Origin of the sequence: Pseudomonas pharyngis (assembly GCF_021602345.1) — a bacterium.
Taxonomy (GTDB): domain Bacteria; phylum Pseudomonadota; class Gammaproteobacteria; order Pseudomonadales; family Pseudomonadaceae; genus Aquipseudomonas; species Aquipseudomonas pharyngis.
Genome location: NZ_BQID01000002.1, coordinates 496,328 through 515,558, shown reverse-complemented (window position 1 = coordinate 515,558; position 19,231 = coordinate 496,328). Strand labels below are relative to the sequence as shown.

The following is a 19,231-nucleotide window of genomic DNA, read 5'->3' as shown; positions in this document are numbered from 1 at the left end:
ATGCAGCCGTGTTCGATAGCGACTAAAAAACACGTTCGCCGAACGTTAAAGAACGCTCGCAAGCGAAACGAACTTCGTGGTCATGAAAGCATCCAGTGCGCCAGGGCCTCCTTCGGTTCCGTATCCGGAATCTTTCACGCCGCCAAACGGGTGCTCGGGTAGGGCAACGCTGTGATGGTTGATCGAGATGGCGCCAGACTCGATGCCGTTAAACAGCTTATTGGCCGAGGAAAGCGATCGCGTATAGGCGTAGGCAGAAAGACCGTATGGCAGTCTGTTCGCTTCTTTGATGGCTTCGTCGATGTCGTCGAATGGGTTGATTATTGCAATCGGCCCGAAGGGTTCATCAACCATGGCGAGGGCGGTCACCGGTACATTCGTGAGAACGGTGGGTTCGAAGAAATAACCCTTGTCGCCCACGCGGTTGCCGCCAATCTCCAGCTTCGCTCCATGGGATACAGCATCTGCCACGAGTTCTTCTGTTGCCTTAAGCCGGCCCAAATGAGCCATCGGGCCCATTGTTACCGTCGGATCAAGACCGTCGCCTACCTTGATTGCGCGTGCGCCTTCCACGAAACGGGAAACAAACTCGTCGAACACTTTAGAGTGAACAAGAAAGCGAGTAGGGGAGACACAGACCTGGCCCGCATTTCGATATTTAGCGGCTACAGAAATCTTAACTGCGGTTGCGATGTCCGCGTCGTCCATAACGATTACCGGCGCATGGCCACCCAGCTCCATTGTGGATCGCTTCATATGCAGCCCGGCGAGGCTTGCAAGCTTTTTGCCCACTGGCGTTGATCCGGTGAAGGTCACTTTCCGGATCGAGGGATGAGCAATCAAATGCTCAGAAATCTGGCTCGAGTCGCCAAACAGTAGGTTGACGGCTCCCGGAGAAACGCCAGCGTCAGCGAATGCTTTCACAAGCTCAACAGCACACGTAGGTGCCTCGGTTGCGCCTTTTAAGATGATCGAACAGCCGGCGGCCAGCGCACCAGCGACCTTTTTCACTGCTTGAATGAGCGGGAAATTCCATGGGGCAAAACCCACTACAGGCCCGATAGGCTCCATCAGAGTAAATTGATGAATCCCTAGTGCGCGCGAAGGTATAACACGCCCGTACGCGCGTCTTCCTTCTTCAGCATGCCAATCGATGGTATCAGCAGTTGCTGCGACTTCACCCATTGCTTCCGCCAAGGGCTTTCCATGCTCGGCAGTGAGCACCAGAGCGATATTTTCAGCACGCTCACGAATCAAATTTGCCGCTTTGTGCATAATCGATGCACGATCGAGCGCGGAAACCTGCTTCCATGTCGCAAAGCCTTTCTCAGCTGCGATAGCCGCATCTTCAATATCAGCCAAGCTAGCTTTTGCAATGAGTCCGATCTGCTCTTCAGTTGCCGGATTGATTACGGGGATCGATTCAGTGGGATGCGTGTTACGCCATACACCGCCAATAAACAATGGTATTTGTTCCATGATCACCTCTCATAGTTGCTATGGTTTTGACATCCCACGACTTGGCTAAAAACTCATTGTGGTGCTTAGCTACAAGCTATCTACGACACATGGGCTTCAATAAAATATAGGGCATTTCTCAACGGAAAATTTTCTGTTCTTTTTCAGAAAACACATCAAATTTAGAATTTTCTTCTAAAAAATATGGCGCTAGTAAAAGTATTATCCAATTGGATGGCGGGGAGCGATTTTGCCTCTACTACATGGAAGTTTCTGTCCATAGGCGAACGCAAGGATCGTTTCAACCAGCCTCAAGACCTCACTGCTGATACGAGTCGCTTATTCTGGTGAAGGGCGCGTGAGCGCTATTGGTTGTATTTGGCAAAGCAGGGATTCATTAACCCGAAAATCCTTTCCGGTGATCACTTTTGTTTTTTTGAGTTTTGGAAATTGCTCGGTGCCACCCCATGCCATCGCTTGAATGCTTGAGAGAAGCTCGATAAATCACTGAAGCCTAGTCGCTCGGCGATCTCGGTCAGGCTCAAGCGGGAGTCGTTGATCATTTCGATGGCGCTGCTGCTGCGGGCTTCTGCCAGCAGTGTTCGAAACGTGGTGCCTTCATCGCTCAGTCGGCGCTTCAGGGTGCGCGTGCTGATATGGGTCAGACGGGCAATTTCGGAAAGATCCCTTGGTGTGTTTTCGGAGCTAGTTAGGTAGTGCTGCACCAGGGCAGTCATGCCCGAGCGGGCGACTCTGCTTTGCATCAACTTTGTGCACATCTGTTCGCACATGCTTACCGTGACGGCATTGGCCTGGGGCAAGGGGTGAGACAGGAACGCGCGATTGAAGGATAGGCTATTGCAGCTGGCCGAGTAGGTCGGAGTGGTGCCCAAAAGATGATCGATGCCAGGTAGCGTTGGTGCAGTAGCTCTGAGGGTAAAACGCGACAGTGCGAAGTGTTCACCAGCCAACTCGTTCAGGAGCACTGCTGCTGCAGCCATATCCCGAGCCAGCACAAAATCACGCAAGTCCGACGCTAGCCCAGGTGCTTGAAAGGTCAACACGCCGTCATTGCCTTGCGCTTCATACAAAATGACGGTGAAAGCGTAGGTGAGCGGCAGAAAGTGCAACGCCAGTGCCAAGGCATCACCTGTAGTCGCACTGCTAATCAAGCCGTAACCGAACAGGCCATAAGTGGAGAAGTGATAGCGTGTACCAACTTCAAATCCCAAGCCGGATGGATTCCCCAGAAGTGTCAGCAAATTGCTGATCACGCGTAGCTCCTGGTCGGCGGTCAACTCGACGTTCGGATCGCCCAATTGCGCCTGAGTCAGTCCAGAGCCCGCAAGAACTTTAGTGACCGACAGGCCTTTCTCACGACCGAATTCGAGCTGTAACAAGGCGCTGGCGGGGCCGCGCGTAAAATCCCGAAAGCTCATGATTCTTTGCCTATTGCAAAATATTGGCCCAAATAATAAAGCAGTTGGCCCTTTCCAGCATTGGTCTCTTCCCTGATGGGCGTCAACATCATCCGTGTTCGGCTAGCCGTTTCAACAACAATAAAGGCTGTCGCGGTGCTTGGCGCGAATCAGAAATCGCGTTTAAACGTTTCTGATTAGACGTTTGGGACCTCGCACTGCCCTGTGCGTGAGAAAACAATAATGAAAAAGACCTTCGATTACATCGTTGTGGGTGGTGGTTCCGGTGGGTGTGTGGTTGCGAGCAGGTTGACCGAAGATCCGAACGTCAGCGTTTGTGTGCTGGAGGCGGGGGGAGGTGGTCAATCAAGTCTGATAAATATCCCAGCCGCCGTGGTGTCCATGGTGCCGACTTCGGTGAACAACTGGTCGTTCGAAACCGTTCCGCAAATATCTCTAGCTGGCCGCAAAGGCTACCAGCCTCGCGGTAAGACATTGGGCGGTTCATCAGCGATCAACGCCATGATTTATGTACGGGGACATCAATGGGATTACGACCATTGGGCTTCGTTGGGTAATACCGGCTGGGCGTTCAGAGACGTGCTGCCTTACTTCCGCCTCAGCGAACACAACGAGCGAATCGATAACGAATGGCACGGTCGAGGCGGGCCTTTGTGGGTAAGCGATCTGCGTTCCGACAACCCGTTTCAGCAGCGATTCCTGGACGCGGCCCGTCAGACCGGGTTGCCGCTCAACGACGATTTCAACGGTGTCGAGCAGGAAGGCGTAGGTATTTACCAAGTGACGCAAAAGCATGGTGAGCGTTGTAGTGCAGCGCGAGCCTATCTTCTTCCTCATATCGGTGTACGCAACAATCTAACGGTGGAAACCCGGGCACAGGTTCAACGCATCCTGTTCGAAGGTACCCGCGCCGTAGGTGTGGAAGTTCTTCAACGCGGCCAGATTCACGTGTTACGGGCACATCGGGAAGTAATCCTTGCTGCCGGAGCCTTTCAGACGCCACAACTGTTGATGCTTTCTGGTGTGGGGCCGGAGGCAGAACTGGAACGCCACGGCATCAAAGTCCTGCTGAATCTTCCAGGGGTAGGCCAGAACCTGCAGGATCACCCGGATTTTGTCTTCGTTTACAAAACACCCAGCCTCGACGCAATGGGCGTCTCCATGGGCGGCGGCGTCAAGCTGCTGAAAGAGACAGTCCGTTTTCGAAATGTACGTCGGGGTATGTTGACCTCGAACTTTGCCGAAGGCGGGGCGTTTCTTAAAACTCGCGAGGCTTTGGACAAACCGGATATTCAACTGCACTTCGTCGTTGCGCCGGTCGAGGATCATGCCCGCAAATTGCGACTCGGCCATGGACTTTCCTGCCATTTTTGCCTTCTGCGACCACGCAGTCGCGGTGCGGTGTCGCTGGCCAGTAATGACCCGCAAACGGCGCCATTGATTGATCCGGCCTTTCTTCAGGATCCACAAGATCTTGAAGACATGGTCGCGGCGTTCAAAATCACCCGTCAGTTGATGCAGGCTCCCGCTCTTGCCAGTTGGATCACTCAAGATCTGTATACCGCAGAAATCGGCACCGATGAGCAGATCCGCGCCATCCTGCAACGTCGCACCGACAGCGTTTATCACCCAGTGGGTACCTGCCGGATGGGCGTTGACGTACTTGCTGTGGTGGACTCGAAGCTGCGCGTACATGGGTTGCAGGGCTTACGGATTGTCGATGCTTCCATTATGCCAACCCTCATCGGCGGCAATACTAACGCGCCGACAATCATGATCGCTGAGAAAGCCGCTGATCTTATTCGGGGTATTCAACGGGTGAAATTGTCCGTGGAGCCGGAAGACTCGACCATTGCCAATAACAAGAATGAGGCACCTTATGTCGTTGCATGAATTTGATGTGGACCTTCAGTCCGCAATGCCTCTGACCGCGATCATCATTGGAACCGGCTTCGCTGGCATCGGCATGGCCGTTGCGTTGCAAAAGGCCGGCGTCGAGGACTTCGTCATCCTGGAAAAAAAACATGACGTAGGCGGTGTCTGGCGGGACAACACATATCCCGGCGCAGCGTGCGACGTACCTTCGCACTTATATTCGTTTTCGTTTGAGCCCAATCCGGGCTGGAGCCGAGTGTTCGCTCCGCAGGGTGAAATTCATAACTACCTGCAACGCTGTACCGACAAATATGGGTTGAGTAAATACATCCGTTTTGGCGTCGAAGTCGCCTCCGCTGAATTCGATGAAGCGACCTCGCTGTGGCAGGTCATTCAGAGGGACGGAACTGTACTGAGTGCTTCGTTGCTGATTAGCGGCACCGGACAGCTGAGCCGCCCGGCATTTCCAAAATTGGCGGGCATGGATAATTTCAAGGGCCACATCTTTCACTCGGCCACTTGGGATCACAGCTACTCGTTAGCTGGTAAGCGGGTAGCGGTAGTCGGCACCGGGGCCTCTGCGATCCAGTTTGTCCCGGCCATTGCCGGACAGGTGGAACACTTGAAGGTTTTCCAGCGCTCCCCCGCGCACGTGATGCCACGTCCCGACCGCGCTTACTCCGAACGAGAAAAAGCCCTGCTACGCAATGTTCCCTGGTTGATGAAGGCTTACCGTGCATCAATATATCTACGGTATGAATCACGAGCTCTGGCGTTTACCCGGTTCAAGTCTTTGATGAAATGGGCGGTCGGTATTCCATTTCGCAAGCTGCTGACCGAGCAAGTGACTGATCCCGTATTACGGCAGAAACTTACTCCTGATTATCCGTTCGGCTGCAAACGCATTTTGCTGTCTAGCGAATACCTCATGACCATGAGTCGGCCCAACGTGGAATTGGTCACCGACGGTATTGTCCGTATTACGGAGAACGGAATTGAAACCGCTGACGGCAGACAGCATGAGGTCGATGCGATCGTCTACGGTACCGGGTTTGCGGCCACTGAATTTTTGTCTCCGATGCGCATTGTCGGGCGTGGCGGAATAAACCTTAATCAGGCTTGGCGCGACGGTACCCGGGCTTATCTTGGACTAGCGGTTCCGAACTTCCCCAATTTCTTCATACTCTACGGCCCAAACACCAACCTTGGCCACAACTCGATCGTGTATATGCTTGAAAGCCAGATTGCCCACATCATGCGATGCTTGCGCACTTTGAATGCAACGGAGACGAACACAGTTGAGATCGATCAAAGCGCGTATGACCGTTTCCACCAACAGACCCAGAACCGCCTGGCCAACACGGTGTGGAACGGATGCAAGAGCTGGTACGTCGATGAAGCCGGCAACAACAGCACAAATTGGCCAGGCTTCACCCTAAGCTATCGCTGGCTAACGCGATTCTCGGCTTTGCACGCCTACCGCTTTAGCCGTCAGTTCGAAGGAGGCACCACGATAGCGGAATCACCAGATTGGCTTGAGGTGATGAAAACTCGTTTTTTGCGAGGCTTCTTGCGCACCACATTTCGGTCGTTGATCGGGCCGGGATTGGGTGTCGTCGCGCAGAGAAGGGTGGTCAGGGGACTTTCCCGGCTGATGCCCGGCACCACTGGCGTGATCCGTTATTGCCAGCAGGTCAATGGTGTTCCCGTACAGGTGGTTGCTCCCAAGCAAGGTGAGAGCGGCGGTGTCATTTTGTACCTGCACGGCGGAGCGTTTTGCCTCGGCTCCCCGGACACGCACTGGAGCATCACCAGTCGCTTGGCCAAGGCATCCAGGATGTCGGTATGGGTTGCGAATTACCGATTGGCTCCAGAGCATCCCTGTCCAGCAGCACTGCAAGATGCGCTGGCATGCTATGAAGCCTTGCGCGCTCAAGGTTATGCCGCCAACCGGATTTTTCTCGCAGGCGATTCGGCGGGCGCTGCGTTGGTATTGGCCTTGGCCCTCAAGCTTCGAGATCGTTACAAGCTTTTTGCCGCTGGGCTGCTGCTGATGTCACCGGTAACCGACGAGCACTTGACCGGCGCCTCAATGATCTCGCGACTTAAGGAAGACCCCATGATTCGTCGCGGTTGGCTTGAGCAGGGATTGGGTTGGTATGCCTCCGATGAGGCGACGCCCAGTCCATTGCGAGTGGATCTGCAAGGACTGCCTCCGATGCTGGTTCAGGTTGGCGACCATGAACTGCTGTTATCCGATTCCATACGTTTGGCCGAACACGCAGTCAACAGTGGGGTGAATTGCTGGCTGGAGGTGTACGCAGCACGATGGCACGTTTTTCAGCTTCAAGCCTTTTACCTGCGCTCAGCGGCCAAAGCGCTGAACACAGTGGCTGAGTTTGCCCGTGAGCAACTTTCACAGGCGGAGCCAACAAGTTCGTGATGATGGTGAAAGCGTGCGTCTAGCTGCTGTCGTTGCGACAGGGCTAGACGCGTCAGATAACCGAAGAGCGGTTAACCCGCGACCGGTGTGCGCATGGTGACGAACTCTTCAGCGGACGTCGGATGCACGGCGATGGTGTCGTCGAAATCGCGCTTGGTCGCGCCCGACTTCAGCGCAATCGCCAAACCCTGCACGATCTCGCCGGCCTCCGGGCCGACCATGTGACAGCCCAAGACCTTGTCGGTCTTGGCGTCCACCACCAGCTTCATCAAAGTGCGCTCCTGGCATTCAGTCAGCGACAATTTCATCGGACGGAAACGGCTTTCAAAGATCACCACTTCGTGCCCGGCCTCTCGCGCCTCTTCTTCGGTCAACCCGACAGTGCCGATGTCAGGCTGGCTGAACACCGCCGTCGGGATCATCTTGTAATTCACAGGGCGATACTGCTCGGGCTTGAACAAGCGCCGCGCTACGGCCATGCCTTCTGCCAGCGCGACCGGTGTAAGTTGCACCCGACCAATCACATCGCCCAGAGCCAGGATCGACGGTTCAGCGGTTTGATACAGTTCATCGACCTCGACAAAACCTTTCTTGTCGAGTTTGACGCCAGTGTTTTCCAAGCCCAGGTTGTCGAGCATCGGACGCCGACCGGTAGCGTAGAACACGCAGTCCGCCTCAAGCTGACGACCATCCTTGAGGGTTGCTTTCAGGCTGCCATCGGCTTGCTTGTCGATGCGCTCGATGTTGGCATTGAATTGCAGGTTCATGCCGCGCTTGCTCAGCTCTTCCTGCAAATGTTTGCGCACCGTACCGTCAAAGCCGCGCAGGAACAAATCGCCGCGATACAGCAATGTGGTCTCGGCGCCCAACCCGTGGAAGATACCGGCGAATTCAACAGCGATGTAACCACCACCCACCACCAGAACACGCTTTGGCAGTTCTTTGAGGAAGAATGCCTGATTGGAACTGATCGCATGCTCATGACCCGGAATCTCCGGAGTCTGCGGCCAGCCACCGGTAGTGATCAAAATGTTCCTGGCGGTGTGACGCTCACCATTAATCTCGACCGTATGCGGGTCGACGATCTTGGCGTGGCCTTCATGCAAGGTCACGCCGCTGTTGGCCAGCAGATCGCGATAGATACCGTTCAGTCGATTGATCTCGCGATCCTTGTTGGCGATCAGTGTTGCCCACTCGAACTTGGCGTCCCCTGGAGTCCATCCGAACCCTTTCGAGTGCTCGAATTCGTCGCAGAAGTGCGCTCCGTAAACCAGCAGTTTTTTCGGGACACAGCCAACGTTTACACAGGTACCACCTAAATATCGGCTCTCGGCCACAGCCACTTTGGCGCCGAAACCGGCGGAGAAGCGCGCAGCCCGAACACCTCCGGAACCTGCACCGATCACATATAGGTCAAAATCGTAAGTCATTTTCAATTTCCTCGTAATCCAACATGGCAGCGCGCTGTTAAGGGGTCGAATGTGTTCTGGGTTGGGTGGAGGTGGACTTAGGTCAGAGGTATCTGGAGCTCCAAGCAGTAATGCAGGAAGCGACATAGTCTGCATCCTGACTGTTAGTAAGGAGGTGATCTGCTGAGTCGAGCGAAATAAAGCTTTTGGGGTGCTTAGCTGCCAGATAAATTTTTTGGGCTTGTTCTATGGATACGGTGGTGTCTATTGGGGAATGAAAAACAAGCAGTGCGCGTCGAAGGTTAGCGATATTCGCATCCTGTTTTTGGGCCTCAATGTCATCCAGAAACTGTTTTTTTATCGTGAACTCTCTGCCGGCGAGCATCACGTTGTATTCGCCAATGTCTCTGATTGCCTCAACATGACCTCTGAACTGCTTCATGACATGGGCGGCTTCAGCGGGTGCACCGATTGTGACTACGCCCTTGGCCTCAGGAATGTGCTTCGCCGCCGCTATGACTGCGGCTCCACCCAAGCTATGGCCAATCAAGATGGAGGGAGCCTGGTACATTTCACGCAGATATTCCGAAGCCGCTACTAGGTCGGCAACGTTGGAGGAGAAATTGCTGTTGGAAAAGTCGCCTTCACTACTGCCCAGGCCCGTGAAATCAAATCTGAGCACCGCGATATTGTTGTTGACTAACGCTTTAGCAATTCTTGCGGCAGCTTTGATATCTTTACCGCACGTGAAACAGTGGGCGAACAATGCATAGGCTTTAGGAGATTCTGGCGTCTCGAGCAAACCAGACAGGCTCATACCTTGAGGGTTTTGGAACGTTATCTTCTTTTTGCTCATCGTGAATCTCTCTCAAATGGCTCTGCTCCTTGCCCAGTGCGAACCGGATGAGTGAGCAGTGAATTTAACAAAGCTACCATCCAGAAGGTAGATTATCAAAGATTTGCTACAATAAACTCGATTGTGAGCGTCTTGGTTCGGTTTGGAGAGAGGAGGGGCCGGGCGTAGCCGCTCTGTTGCGAGCGATCTGCAATTCATCGTATTTGATTATTTCCTCTCTGGCGTTCTCGTGGTATCGCGCTCATCGCAGCCCCGTCCATCTTGATTCCAACAAAACAGTAATTGATGAGTCTGGGGTTGGGCTGATTTTGAAATCTACGGCTGGGTCATAACTTGGTTTTGCGCCGTATCGTTGCTCGCGGTCAGTATCTCTGGTCGGTAACGGCTTCAAGGTTGCGCAACGATAGGTATATCCAATTACCGGACCGGCTGCAGGTTCAACACGATATGATAAATTTCGGCTTGGCGGCACCTATCCCTATCGATTACTCAAAAAGCAGCTTCAACGCCAAGCCAATCACCACGATATTGAATACCCACTCCATCCATTCATCGCCTTTGCTTAACGCAAATCGTGCCCCGGCGTTTGCGTCAAGCACTGTGCCGGCCAATAGGCATCCGCCGTATTGCCAGTTGATAATGCCGTTGATGCCGAAGACCATCAGCGATCCGATTGACAGCACCAACCCTCCGACCTTTCGAGTGCCAATGGATTCGCTGATCGTTTTGCGAAAAAAAATAATGTAGATGTACGTCGACAGTTTTGCCTGCCCGCCAAATAAACCCCCAATTGCGCCTACTGGGATGAATAGCAAATAGCCTGTGAGTCGCCTTGTCCAGGAAGGGCGTGGCTCTCCGGCAAGCGGCTTTTTGATTGGCGAAAGCGCTACAAGTAATAACGTCAGTGCTCCAATTATTTTGTGCAGCAGCAGAGGATCGATTTCAATCAGCAGACTCGCCCCCGCCAGCGCCCCAAGCAGACCTAGGAGCGCCGCTGGGAAAGCAGCGGCATAATCGATTTTTCCGTGCTTGTGGAAATGACGTAGTCCAGCCAGCATCGTGCCCAGTGACGCTAAGCGGGCAGTGGCTACCGCCGACTGCGGTGCAATGCCTAGCCCAATCATGACCGGGACTGTGAAAAACACGCTTCCTCCCGTATTGGTGCCGACAAAGCCGGTTACGATACCTAGAATGACCAGGCCGGCCCCTGTCAGCCACTGGCTAGCTATCATTTCGGCGTGCTTGCCGATGGTGAGTGGGCCGATCGGGTCCCAGTGATCATTACTGCACCCACTGCACGCTATCGAACACAATGCCTGGGCTTAGAAAGCCTTTCCCCGTGTTACCTGATGCCACGCCGATCTCCACTGTGTTAACGCCTACCTGCAGCGCTGTGGCCGGAATGCTGACCTCGAACACGGTGTTGTTGCCGCGATAAGTGCCCCGGGTGATGCCACGGCTGTCGGGCTGCTTCGAAGCGGGTGGCACTGGCGCGGTCCAGTGCTGATTGACGTTCACTGCTGGGCGCCCTCCGGCTTGGGCCAGCGAAATAAACAGGCGTAGCCGGTAAGCGCTCAGCTCGTTGGCGGCCAATACGAATTGAATGCGCGTGGGGCTGTTAACGTCGCGCCATTGCACCGCCGGGAATTCATCAGCAGTGCTGGTGCCTACGGTGTAAGTGACGGGGCCCCATGACGCCATGCGTGAATCGCTGGGGTGTGCCGATAGCACCAGGTGCGCGTTGATAAAGCCAGTTGGAGTGCCATCGGGCACACCAATTTGCCATTTCACCTGGCCTGGAAGCGGTTGCGCCTGCAAGCTCGCCTGGGTGGTGGTGCCGGCTTTGACATCAACCGTGCGCTGCGCGACTTCCAGTTCATTCTGATAGAGCGTCATCCGATATTGCCCCGGGCGTACCGCCGTCAATTGGAATCTCCCTCTGCCATCGGCGCGCGCCCAATATTCGGCGTTGGCATTGCTCAAACCCACCACCGCCGGCAGTGCGCTGGTCACGCCGGAAACTTGACCGGCTACCGCGCCGCGCCCAGCGCTGTCCACGAACCCGGCAAGGCCCAGGCTGTTATTGACGAAACCCACGTCGATCAAGGCTGCGTCAGGGGTGCCACCGTCGGTAAATAACAGCCCGTAAACCCCATGCAAGCCGCCGCGATAGGGCTCGGTCTGGGTGTGATTGGAGAACATGTAGTTGTAAAGCTCATGGGTGGTTGGCGTTTTCTGGGTGGCAATATCTTTGAAAAAGGCACCTCCAGAGCTGAGTTCACGACTGCCCATCAGCATGTAAACCGCCACACCGGGGCCTTTGACCGCGTGCAGTGGGTCGTCGATCATCGGTTGTGCCGAATAGAACTTGGAGCTGGTGCGCCCGTCGGGTAGCAAAAACACATCTTTGCCTTCGATCGCTGTGCCGACGTTGGAGTCGGTGCCGCGGTCGGCCTTGGGCAGCTTGTTGGCGTTGAGCCGGGCCACAAAGCGCAGCTCGCCCACGGGTAGCAAGGCTGGGGCGTAGGTCGCCATGTAGATAGCAGCGCGACCTTTTTTCGCCAGGTAGTAGTGGATCAACTCTCCCGCCCGCGCACTGATCACAATCACGTCACCTACCGTGTGCACGTCTACCTGTGCGCTGCCAAGGCCTGAAGCAATCTGCGAGGCTTTGGGTTCGGTGGTCTGCAATTCGCTGTCGCGATAGCGCATGGAAGTCAAATCGCCATTGCGCGTGTCCACTCTGAACAGCAAGTTTGCACCGGTGTCGACGACGATCCGGGAGTCGGTGCGGGTGAAGCCGAAGCCGGCGGCGTGTGCATGGGCCGCAAGTGTGCAAAACATGATCAGCAGGAGGCGTCGCATCACTGGCTCCCCGGATTGACGTGACCAGCACCGGCGTTGCTGGGGACTTCAATTCGCGCCGTTTCGGCTGGCTGCGGTGCAATAAGGTATTGACGGTATTCCTTGAACGCCGCCAGCACAGGAGCATCCTGGGGACGATAGTCATCACCACTCAGGTGTTGCTGGTTGGCAACACAGGGCCTGCCTAGCGCGGACTGGCAGGTGTCGTTGGCCGACTGCGGGATTGGGGCGAAGAGGGCGAATGCCGTGCCGGGTTGCCGGGTATCGTTGAACAGCGGGTGCGATACGTCTTCGAAGTCATTGCCCTCCACCAGCAGATGGGAGCTGACGGTGCGGGACATGATCGCGCCCTGATAGGTGAGATGGGCAAATACGTTATTGACCAGTTGCGCACGAATCTCGGCGTTGCCCATTCCGCCGGCATGGGGAGCGCGCCCCGAGGTGTCATGCACGTAGTTTTTGAGCAGCGTCAGGGTGTCGTGATGGCCTAGAAACAACCATACCCAATAATGGTGACCATCGCAGGTCGCCGAGTAGGGCGTGCGGCCGTCGAACTCGTTGTTAGAGATCGTCACATGGGTCGCGCTACCCCAACCGGTCACGATCATCTGCCGGCCGATACGTGCGAAGGTATCATGGTCGATCCACACGCCATCTGCATCGTCCAGGGTGAGTGCATCACCGCCCCAGACCACACGGGGGTTGATGTCCGACAGGGCCAAGTTACGCACGATGACATTGTGCGCACCGCTCCCGATAAACAGCCCCATGCCCTGAATACCGGCATGGGCACTTACTCCCAATAGCGTCTTGTTCGAGCCAATCTTCAGGCGCTGCAGCCCTGCCTTGTCGTAGGTCACTGTGGTCGGCGGTTTTGACTGGCAGAAATGGTTGGCGCCGTCGATCGCCCATTGCCCACCGCCATGGGCACAGGCGTTGGCCATGCATCCGGCCTCCGTTACTTGGGCGCTGCCGTCGGAAACAACCGAACCGCGAAAATCGAAGGTATGGTCCAAGGCGATCACGCGTGGCGTGTCATCGGTGCAATTGCCGCGCGTGTCGAAGCGCGCGCACAAGGCATTTTTCAGTTCAGTGGGTGTGGCGGGGTGCACAGCCGCAGCCTCGCCACCACCGGTCACGCCCTTGGCAAAACCTTCGGGATGGTTTGCCGCCTGGGACAACTGCGGTACCAGCACAAAGGCATATAGCACGGACGCTGACAGGCACTGCACAAATGGATTCCGGAACGTCAATGGTGTGGTCCTGAGTGTTTCATTACAGGCGGCCAAGCCTTGTTAAACAGGCTGGCCATGATCTGAATACCCATCGGTATTAATCAAACGTTTTAACGGCGATAGCGATTGTCTTCAGCTGAGGTTCAGTTGGGCGCTGGCAAATAGCCGTATTTAACCGGTTTTCGTCCGTCTCAACCCTGCTTCAGAGGCTTGCGGCCAGTTACCTTGAAGATTGGCCGATGATTCCGAGGAACGTTGAATGAACACTCCCGATGAATTCAAACCCCGCCCGCGCGACAACGTGCTGCCGTATGAGGCCGAGGTTGCCCGGATGGCATTCACAAACGCCCGCACGGCATTGCGCGCTCACTCACAGCTGTCCACCAAGGAGCGCCTGGCCGAACTGTCCAAGCTTAAACAAACGATTCTGGCCCATCGCTCAATGATCATCGCGCGAGTCATGGAGGAGGTGGGCAAGTGTCGAACGGACGCACTGGTTGCGGAAATTCTCGGCACCCTTGATTGGCTCAACTGGTTGGAAAAAAATGCCCAGCGTCTGCTGAAGCCTGAAAAGGTCAAAACGCCGATTACTTTGTTGGGCAAGCAGTCGTTACTGCTGCATGAGCCCCTGGGCGTCGTCCTGATCATCTGCCCCTGGAATTACCCCTTCCACAACGCAATTACCGGCATCGCCGCAGCGTTCGTAACGGGCAACGCAGTGGTGTATAAACCCTCCGAACACGCTCCCTGCAAGGGATTGATCGAACAGGTCCTGGCGTGTTCGCCGCTACTCCAGAGCCTGGTCCGGGTGGTGTACGGTGCTGGTAGCCTGGGCTCGGCGTTGATCGAGCAGCAGCCGGCGAAGATCTTTTTTACCGGCAGTGGCCCCACAGGCAGCAAGATCATGGCTCAGGCCAGTCGTGAATTGATTCCGGTGGAGTTGGAGCTGGGTGGCAAAGATCCGATGATCGTGTTTGCCGATGCACCCATGGCGCGCTCGGTGGCCGGCGCGCTGTGGGGCGGTTTCACCAATGCCGGGCAATCCTGCAGCGGTGTGGAGCGCCTGTTGGTAGAGCATAGCGTGCAGGATCGTTTCGTCGATAGCCTGGTCAAGGAGGCGCAAAAGCTCGTCGTGCGCGTTGGCGATAAAGGCGACGCCGACGTCGGGCGCATGACCGTCGGCTTTCAGCGTGACAAGGTCATCGAGCATGTGCAGGACGCCCTGAACCTTGGCGCGCGCCTGAGATTCGGTGCCGTACCCAGCGCGAACTCCCTGACTGTACAGCCGATCATTCTGGACCGTGTCACGCCGGCGATGCGGGTGTGGAACGAGGAAACCTTCGGTCCGGTATTGCCGGTCATGGCCTTCACCAGCGAAGCGCACGCCATTGAGCTGGCCAATGACACCCACTATGGCTTGTGTGCCAGTGTGTTTACCGCAGACAAGCAGCGCGCGTTGCGGGTGGCCGGCGCACTGGAGGTCGGCGGAGTGTCGATCAACAACGTCAACATGAGCGAAGGCAACCCAGGCTTGCCATTTGGCGGTGCGAAGAAAAGTGGCTTCGGCAAACTGCGTGGACCGGAAGGGCTGCTTGGGTTCACCCGTAGCAAGGCCGTACTGATTGACAAGGCCGGGAGCAAGATCGAGGCCAATTGGTACCCCTACACACCGCGCAAATTCAAGTTGTTCGAACGCTTCATTCAGGCGCTGTATGGGCCGCGTCGTTTACGCCTGCTGGCGATCGCATGGCATGGCTTGCGGTTAGAAGCGTTCAGTCAAAAGCCACGAAAGTGACGGCAGTCAAGCGCGCGTTTGTCGCGGGCCGTGCCCGGTCCAGCGCTTGAACGCCTTACGGAAGTTCTGCGCGTCGCTAAAGCCCACCTCAAAAGCGACCTCATCCAGCGTCATGCGTACATTGCCCAATAATGAAAGGGCACGCTGTTTGCGCAGATCATCCAGAATGGCTTGATAGGACATCTCGTTCTGCGCCAGACGACGGCGCAAGGTGCGTTCGCTCATGCACAGTTGCGAGGCGACCGCTGACAAATTGAGGGGTGTACGCAGATCACGACGCAGGATGCGCTCGACGGATTCGACGAACTCAATTTCGCCGCCCCGGCCGTCACTCATTTCCAACAACTCCATGACTTGTCGATTACTCAACGCATTGTGGGTGCCGATGGGGGTATTGGCCCAGTGCTTGGCGCAGACAAACAGATTGTCCTTGCGGTCAAAGTGCACCGGGCATCTGAACAGGTTTTCATAGTGGGCGGCGTAGGCGGGCCGTGGGTAACTCAGCTCGATCGACGACGGGCTGAACGCCGGGCCTGCCAGGGTACGCGCGACATTCAAGAACACGCCGAAGGCTTCCTCCACCAGAAAGGTCAGGATCTCGGGCTCATGAAATGGGCAGGTGACCTGGAGCGTGATATGCCCTGGAGATTCGAGGTTCTCGAAGCTCAATAGCGCGCCGGTCTGTTTCTGCATGTCGATGCCCAGTGCTATCGCGCTACCGAGGGTAGCGCTGGTCAACATGGCATAACCCACCAGGCCCATGGAGGCGATGGACTCGGTCGTGCTCATGTCCAGGCCCAGTCCTCTGTCGCGCCCCTTGGTCATGTCCAGAGCGCGCTTGATCATCAGGCATGCCTGACGAATCGAGACGCGACTTTGCGGGTTGGCCAGGTCAGCGATGTTGAAGCCTAAACCCAGGCACAGTCGATTTGGGTCCAGGCCCAGTTGCACAATTAGGTCTGCCAGACTGCGCAGCAGGTTGACCGGTAAATCGGCGGTGTGCCGTGTAGCACCGAGCATGGTCTGCTCCCTGTGATGCGGTTATTTGCCCAGCATCAGGCGGGTCACCAGGCGGGTAAACCGCCCATACGGCGCCGCGGCTTTGTCGGACATATTGAAGGGGCTCAGCTTGAATACGCCACGGGCATGGGACAGGCGCACAAACCCTTCGTAGCCATGGTAGGCCCCCGTGCCACTTTCACCGACGCCGCCGAAGGGCAGGTCGTCCTGGGTGGCATGCAGCATGGTGCCATTGATCGTTACACCGCCTGAGCGGGTTTGCTGCACCACCTGCTCAATACAGGTCCGATCATTGGAGAAGCAATACAGCGCCAACGGTTTAGGCCGCGCATTGATAAACGCCAGCGCCTCATCAAGGGTGTCGTAGGCGACAACCGGCAACAGTGGGCCAAAAATTTCCTCGCGCATGATATCGGTGCTCAATGGCACGTCGGTCAGCAGGGTCGGTGGGACTTTGCGCTCGGTGGTCTGATCGAACTCAGTGTTCTGCCACACTTTGGCGCCGGCAACGATCGCCTGATCCACGAGGTTCAGCAGGCGCTCATAATGACGCCGCGAAATAATCGAGGTGTAGTCTTTATTACCATCGATGCTGGGGTACAGCTGCTTGGCTGCCGCCAGCCATTCAGTGGCAAAGCGCTCGACCAAAGACCGCGGCACCAGCACATAATCGGGTGCGACGCAGGTTTGGCCGGCGTTGAACAGCTTGCCGATGGCGATCATCCGCGCCGCTTTCTTCAGTGGAAAATCCGCAGCGAGCACAACCGGTGATTTGCCTCCCAACTCCAAGGTCACCGGGGTCAGGTTGCGCGCCGCGGCCGCCATCACCAGGCGCCCGACCTGAGTAGAACCGGTAAACAACAAGTGATCAAACGGCAGTTCGCTGAAGCGGCTGGCCAATTGCGCGTCGCCGATGATCACGGTGACCTGGTCGGCAGGAAAGGTCTGGGCCAGCAAGTGTTGCAGCAGCAACGCCGTACGCGGGGTCAGTTCGGACGGTTTGATCATCACGCGATTACCCGCAGCCAGGGCTTGCACCAATGGCGCCAGGGTCAGCGTCAACGGGTAGTTCCATGGGGCCAGGATGCCCACTACGCCCAGCGGTTGATAAATCACCCGCGCAGTGGCGGGCTTGAAGGCTATGCCCACTTTGCGTTTGCTGGGGCGCATCCAGGCTTTGAGGTGCGAGCGTATATGCTTGATGCCATTGACGATGGGCATCAGCTCACTGAGTTGGGTCTCGGCAAACGAGCGATTGCCGAAATCCGCACACACCGCTTCCAGCAGTTGGTCATGATGATCGGTGACCAGGCGTAACACCGCGTTCAAGGCGGCGATGCGCTGCGCGTAGGTCGGGGCGCCCTGGGCATGCACGGCGGCTTGTTGGGCAGTGAACAGTTCATTGAGTAACGGCACAGGCTCAAGCGACGTGGGCATGCTGCTGACAGGCTGATTCATGACGGTAATCCTTGGGCAAAATGCCAGAGAGGGGATGTGAGCGCGCGCGAGTCGTCAGAAGAAATTTTTGCCCTCGCCGCGGTAAGTCGGCACGCGATCCACCACGCGCCCATTGCTGATCACCAGCAGTTCATCGAAACGCTCACACAGCTCGCCCGCCTTGGCGTGACGAAACAGCACCGGGTCGCCGAGGTTTAATGCTTGGCTCAGGGGGTGTTGCAGTGGGGTCTGGACTTCGCCAGCGGCCTCGTTGTCGATCAAGCGACAGCCGCTGGGTAGCCAGGGCTGGGGCAATCGGTCCTTGCCCGCGGGCCCAGAGGCGATGTAACCACCGCCTGAGCACACCATCACGCCGGGGGCCTGGGTGCGTGTCACGGGCAAGGCAAACCCGGCTGCGGGCGTCAACTCAAAGGCTTGGTAATGGTCAAACAAGGTCGGTGCGTACAGGCCGGAGCCGGCTGCCAATTCGGTGACCGAAGGATCCTGGCGGGTGCTTTCAAAACTGCCCGTGCCGCCGCCGTTCACAAACTGCAGGGTGTGGCCGGCTTTGCGCAAGGCTTGCACAACCTGTTCCCGGCGTTTATTAACTTCGGCTATGGAGCGGCTTTTGAGAAACCGGATAATTCTATTCTTGACGGTTTGGCCTGGCACCGCATCCATCAGTCCGGCAATTTGCCCTTCATAACCCATCAGCCCTTGCAACATGACGCCTTGGTTCGAGGCGATATCGGCGGCCAGTCCGAGCGCACTCGCCACGTCGTTGATCGGAGAGCGGTGCACGCCGAAGTACAGCCCAGGAAAATCAGACGACATATCCAGATCGATCGCCAACGGTATAACCACACCTTCGGTTACGGCTATCTCGTTGATCGCCTGCACTTGGGTCCGGTTGTCGACCATCAGCGTGATCGAGCGTCCTCGCCGCAATTGGCAGGCGACTTTGACCAGGCTGCGCTCATCCACCGTCGGATAAGCCACTACGATATCGTCGAAACCCAGGCCAGCCAGCCAGGCGGCCTCAGCGGCGCTGTAGCACAGCAGGCCCTGCATGAACGACCCCGTTGCCATGATCGTGCGAATCATCTCCACCGAGCGTATGGATTTTGTCACTAGTCGCACGGGCAGGTGCCCGGCCCGTTTGCCCAGGCACTGAAGGTTGATCGTCAGTGCATCCAGGTCAATCAATGCGGCGGGCAACTGCACCCCGGCCAGTACCTGATGGTAATAGGCATAATCGCGAACAGGTGGCTGTGGGGCGGTTTCGACACGGCGCATGAAGGACCTAATGAGTTCAGCGGTAGGTAAGGAGGCGTGTGGTCTCGCTGTTAAGAGGGTAAAGCGCCCGTGGGTGTCGACGAAGGTGCGATCCGGCCGGGCA

General features: G+C 56.4%; 13 protein-coding genes. 3 read left to right on the top strand and 10 right to left on the bottom strand.

The window, feature by feature from the left end:
- Positions 1-45: 45 nt before the first annotated feature.
- Together L6D74_RS05820 and L6D74_RS05815 are read right to left on the bottom strand one after the other, a co-directional pair.
- Positions 46-1,479, bottom strand: coding sequence for an NAD-dependent succinate-semialdehyde dehydrogenase (locus L6D74_RS05820; protein WP_236188160.1), 1,434 nt, complete (start codon positions 1,477-1,479; stop codon positions 46-48).
- Between the two features lie 401 nt (positions 1,480-1,880).
- Positions 1,881-2,897 (bottom strand): AraC family transcriptional regulator, encoded by a 1,017-nt coding sequence (locus L6D74_RS05815; RefSeq protein ID WP_236188158.1) that lies wholly within the window; start codon positions 2,895-2,897, stop codon positions 1,881-1,883.
- Between the two features lie 222 nt (positions 2,898-3,119).
- Here L6D74_RS05815 and L6D74_RS05810 point away from each other — a divergent pair, with 222 nt between their 5' ends.
- Both L6D74_RS05810 and L6D74_RS05805 read left to right on the top strand, forming a co-directional pair.
- On the top strand, positions 3,120-4,790 hold the full coding sequence (locus tag L6D74_RS05810) for a GMC family oxidoreductase (RefSeq protein WP_236188156.1): 1,671 nt from the start codon (positions 3,120-3,122) through the stop codon (positions 4,788-4,790).
- Complete coding sequence (locus L6D74_RS05805; RefSeq protein ID WP_236188154.1) at positions 4,777-7,215, top strand: flavin-containing monooxygenase; 2,439 nt, start codon at positions 4,777-4,779, stop codon at positions 7,213-7,215. Before L6D74_RS05810 ends, L6D74_RS05805 begins: the two co-directional genes overlap by 14 nt.
- A gap of 71 nt (positions 7,216-7,286) precedes the next feature.
- Here the strand turns inward: L6D74_RS05805 and gorA are convergent, their stop codons facing one another.
- The 5 genes from gorA to L6D74_RS05780 form a co-directional block, all read right to left on the bottom strand.
- Positions 7,287-8,645: a glutathione-disulfide reductase gene (gorA, locus tag L6D74_RS05800; protein ID WP_236188153.1), complete on the bottom strand. Its 1,359-nt coding sequence runs from the start codon at positions 8,643-8,645 to the stop codon at positions 7,287-7,289.
- An 82-nt stretch (positions 8,646-8,727) separates the two neighbouring features.
- Entirely contained in the window at positions 8,728-9,480 is a 753-nt protein-coding gene (locus tag L6D74_RS05795; RefSeq protein ID WP_069787641.1) for an alpha/beta hydrolase family protein, read from the bottom strand.
- Positions 9,481-9,965: 485 nt separating this feature from the next.
- Positions 9,966-10,712 (bottom strand): sulfite exporter TauE/SafE family protein, encoded by a 747-nt coding sequence (locus tag L6D74_RS05790; RefSeq protein ID WP_236188152.1) that lies wholly within the window; start codon positions 10,710-10,712, stop codon positions 9,966-9,968.
- A gap of 49 nt (positions 10,713-10,761) precedes the next feature.
- Positions 10,762-12,345, bottom strand: coding sequence for a rhamnogalacturonan lyase B N-terminal domain-containing protein (locus L6D74_RS05785; protein ID WP_236188151.1), 1,584 nt, complete (start codon positions 12,343-12,345; stop codon positions 10,762-10,764).
- Positions 12,345-13,598: a pectate lyase family protein gene (locus L6D74_RS05780; RefSeq protein WP_236188150.1), complete on the bottom strand. Its 1,254-nt coding sequence runs from the start codon at positions 13,596-13,598 to the stop codon at positions 12,345-12,347. Before L6D74_RS05780 ends, L6D74_RS05785 begins: the two co-directional genes overlap by 1 nt.
- A 241-nt stretch (positions 13,599-13,839) precedes the next feature.
- Here L6D74_RS05780 and L6D74_RS05775 point away from each other — a divergent pair, with 241 nt between their 5' ends.
- Entirely contained in the window at positions 13,840-15,375 is a 1,536-nt protein-coding gene (locus L6D74_RS05775; RefSeq protein WP_236188149.1) for an aldehyde dehydrogenase family protein, read from the top strand.
- Positions 15,376-15,381: 6 nt separating this feature from the next.
- Here L6D74_RS05775 and L6D74_RS05770 read toward each other — a convergent pair whose 3' ends face one another.
- From L6D74_RS05770 to L6D74_RS05760, 3 genes are read right to left on the bottom strand one after another with little or no spacing between them, the layout of a single operon-like run.
- Positions 15,382-16,395, bottom strand: a complete 1,014-nt coding sequence (locus L6D74_RS05770; RefSeq protein WP_236188148.1) for an AraC family transcriptional regulator — start codon at positions 16,393-16,395, stop codon at positions 15,382-15,384.
- 21 nt (positions 16,396-16,416) lie between these two features.
- The gene (locus tag L6D74_RS05765; RefSeq protein ID WP_236188147.1) at positions 16,417-17,853 is read right to left on the bottom strand and encodes a coniferyl aldehyde dehydrogenase; all 1,437 of its coding nucleotides are present in this window, start codon (positions 17,851-17,853) and stop codon (positions 16,417-16,419) included.
- 54 nt (positions 17,854-17,907) lie between these two features.
- Positions 17,908-19,128, bottom strand: a complete 1,221-nt coding sequence (locus tag L6D74_RS05760; RefSeq protein WP_236188146.1) for an amino acid deaminase/aldolase — start codon at positions 19,126-19,128, stop codon at positions 17,908-17,910.
- Between the last annotated feature and the right edge of the window lie 103 nt (positions 19,129-19,231).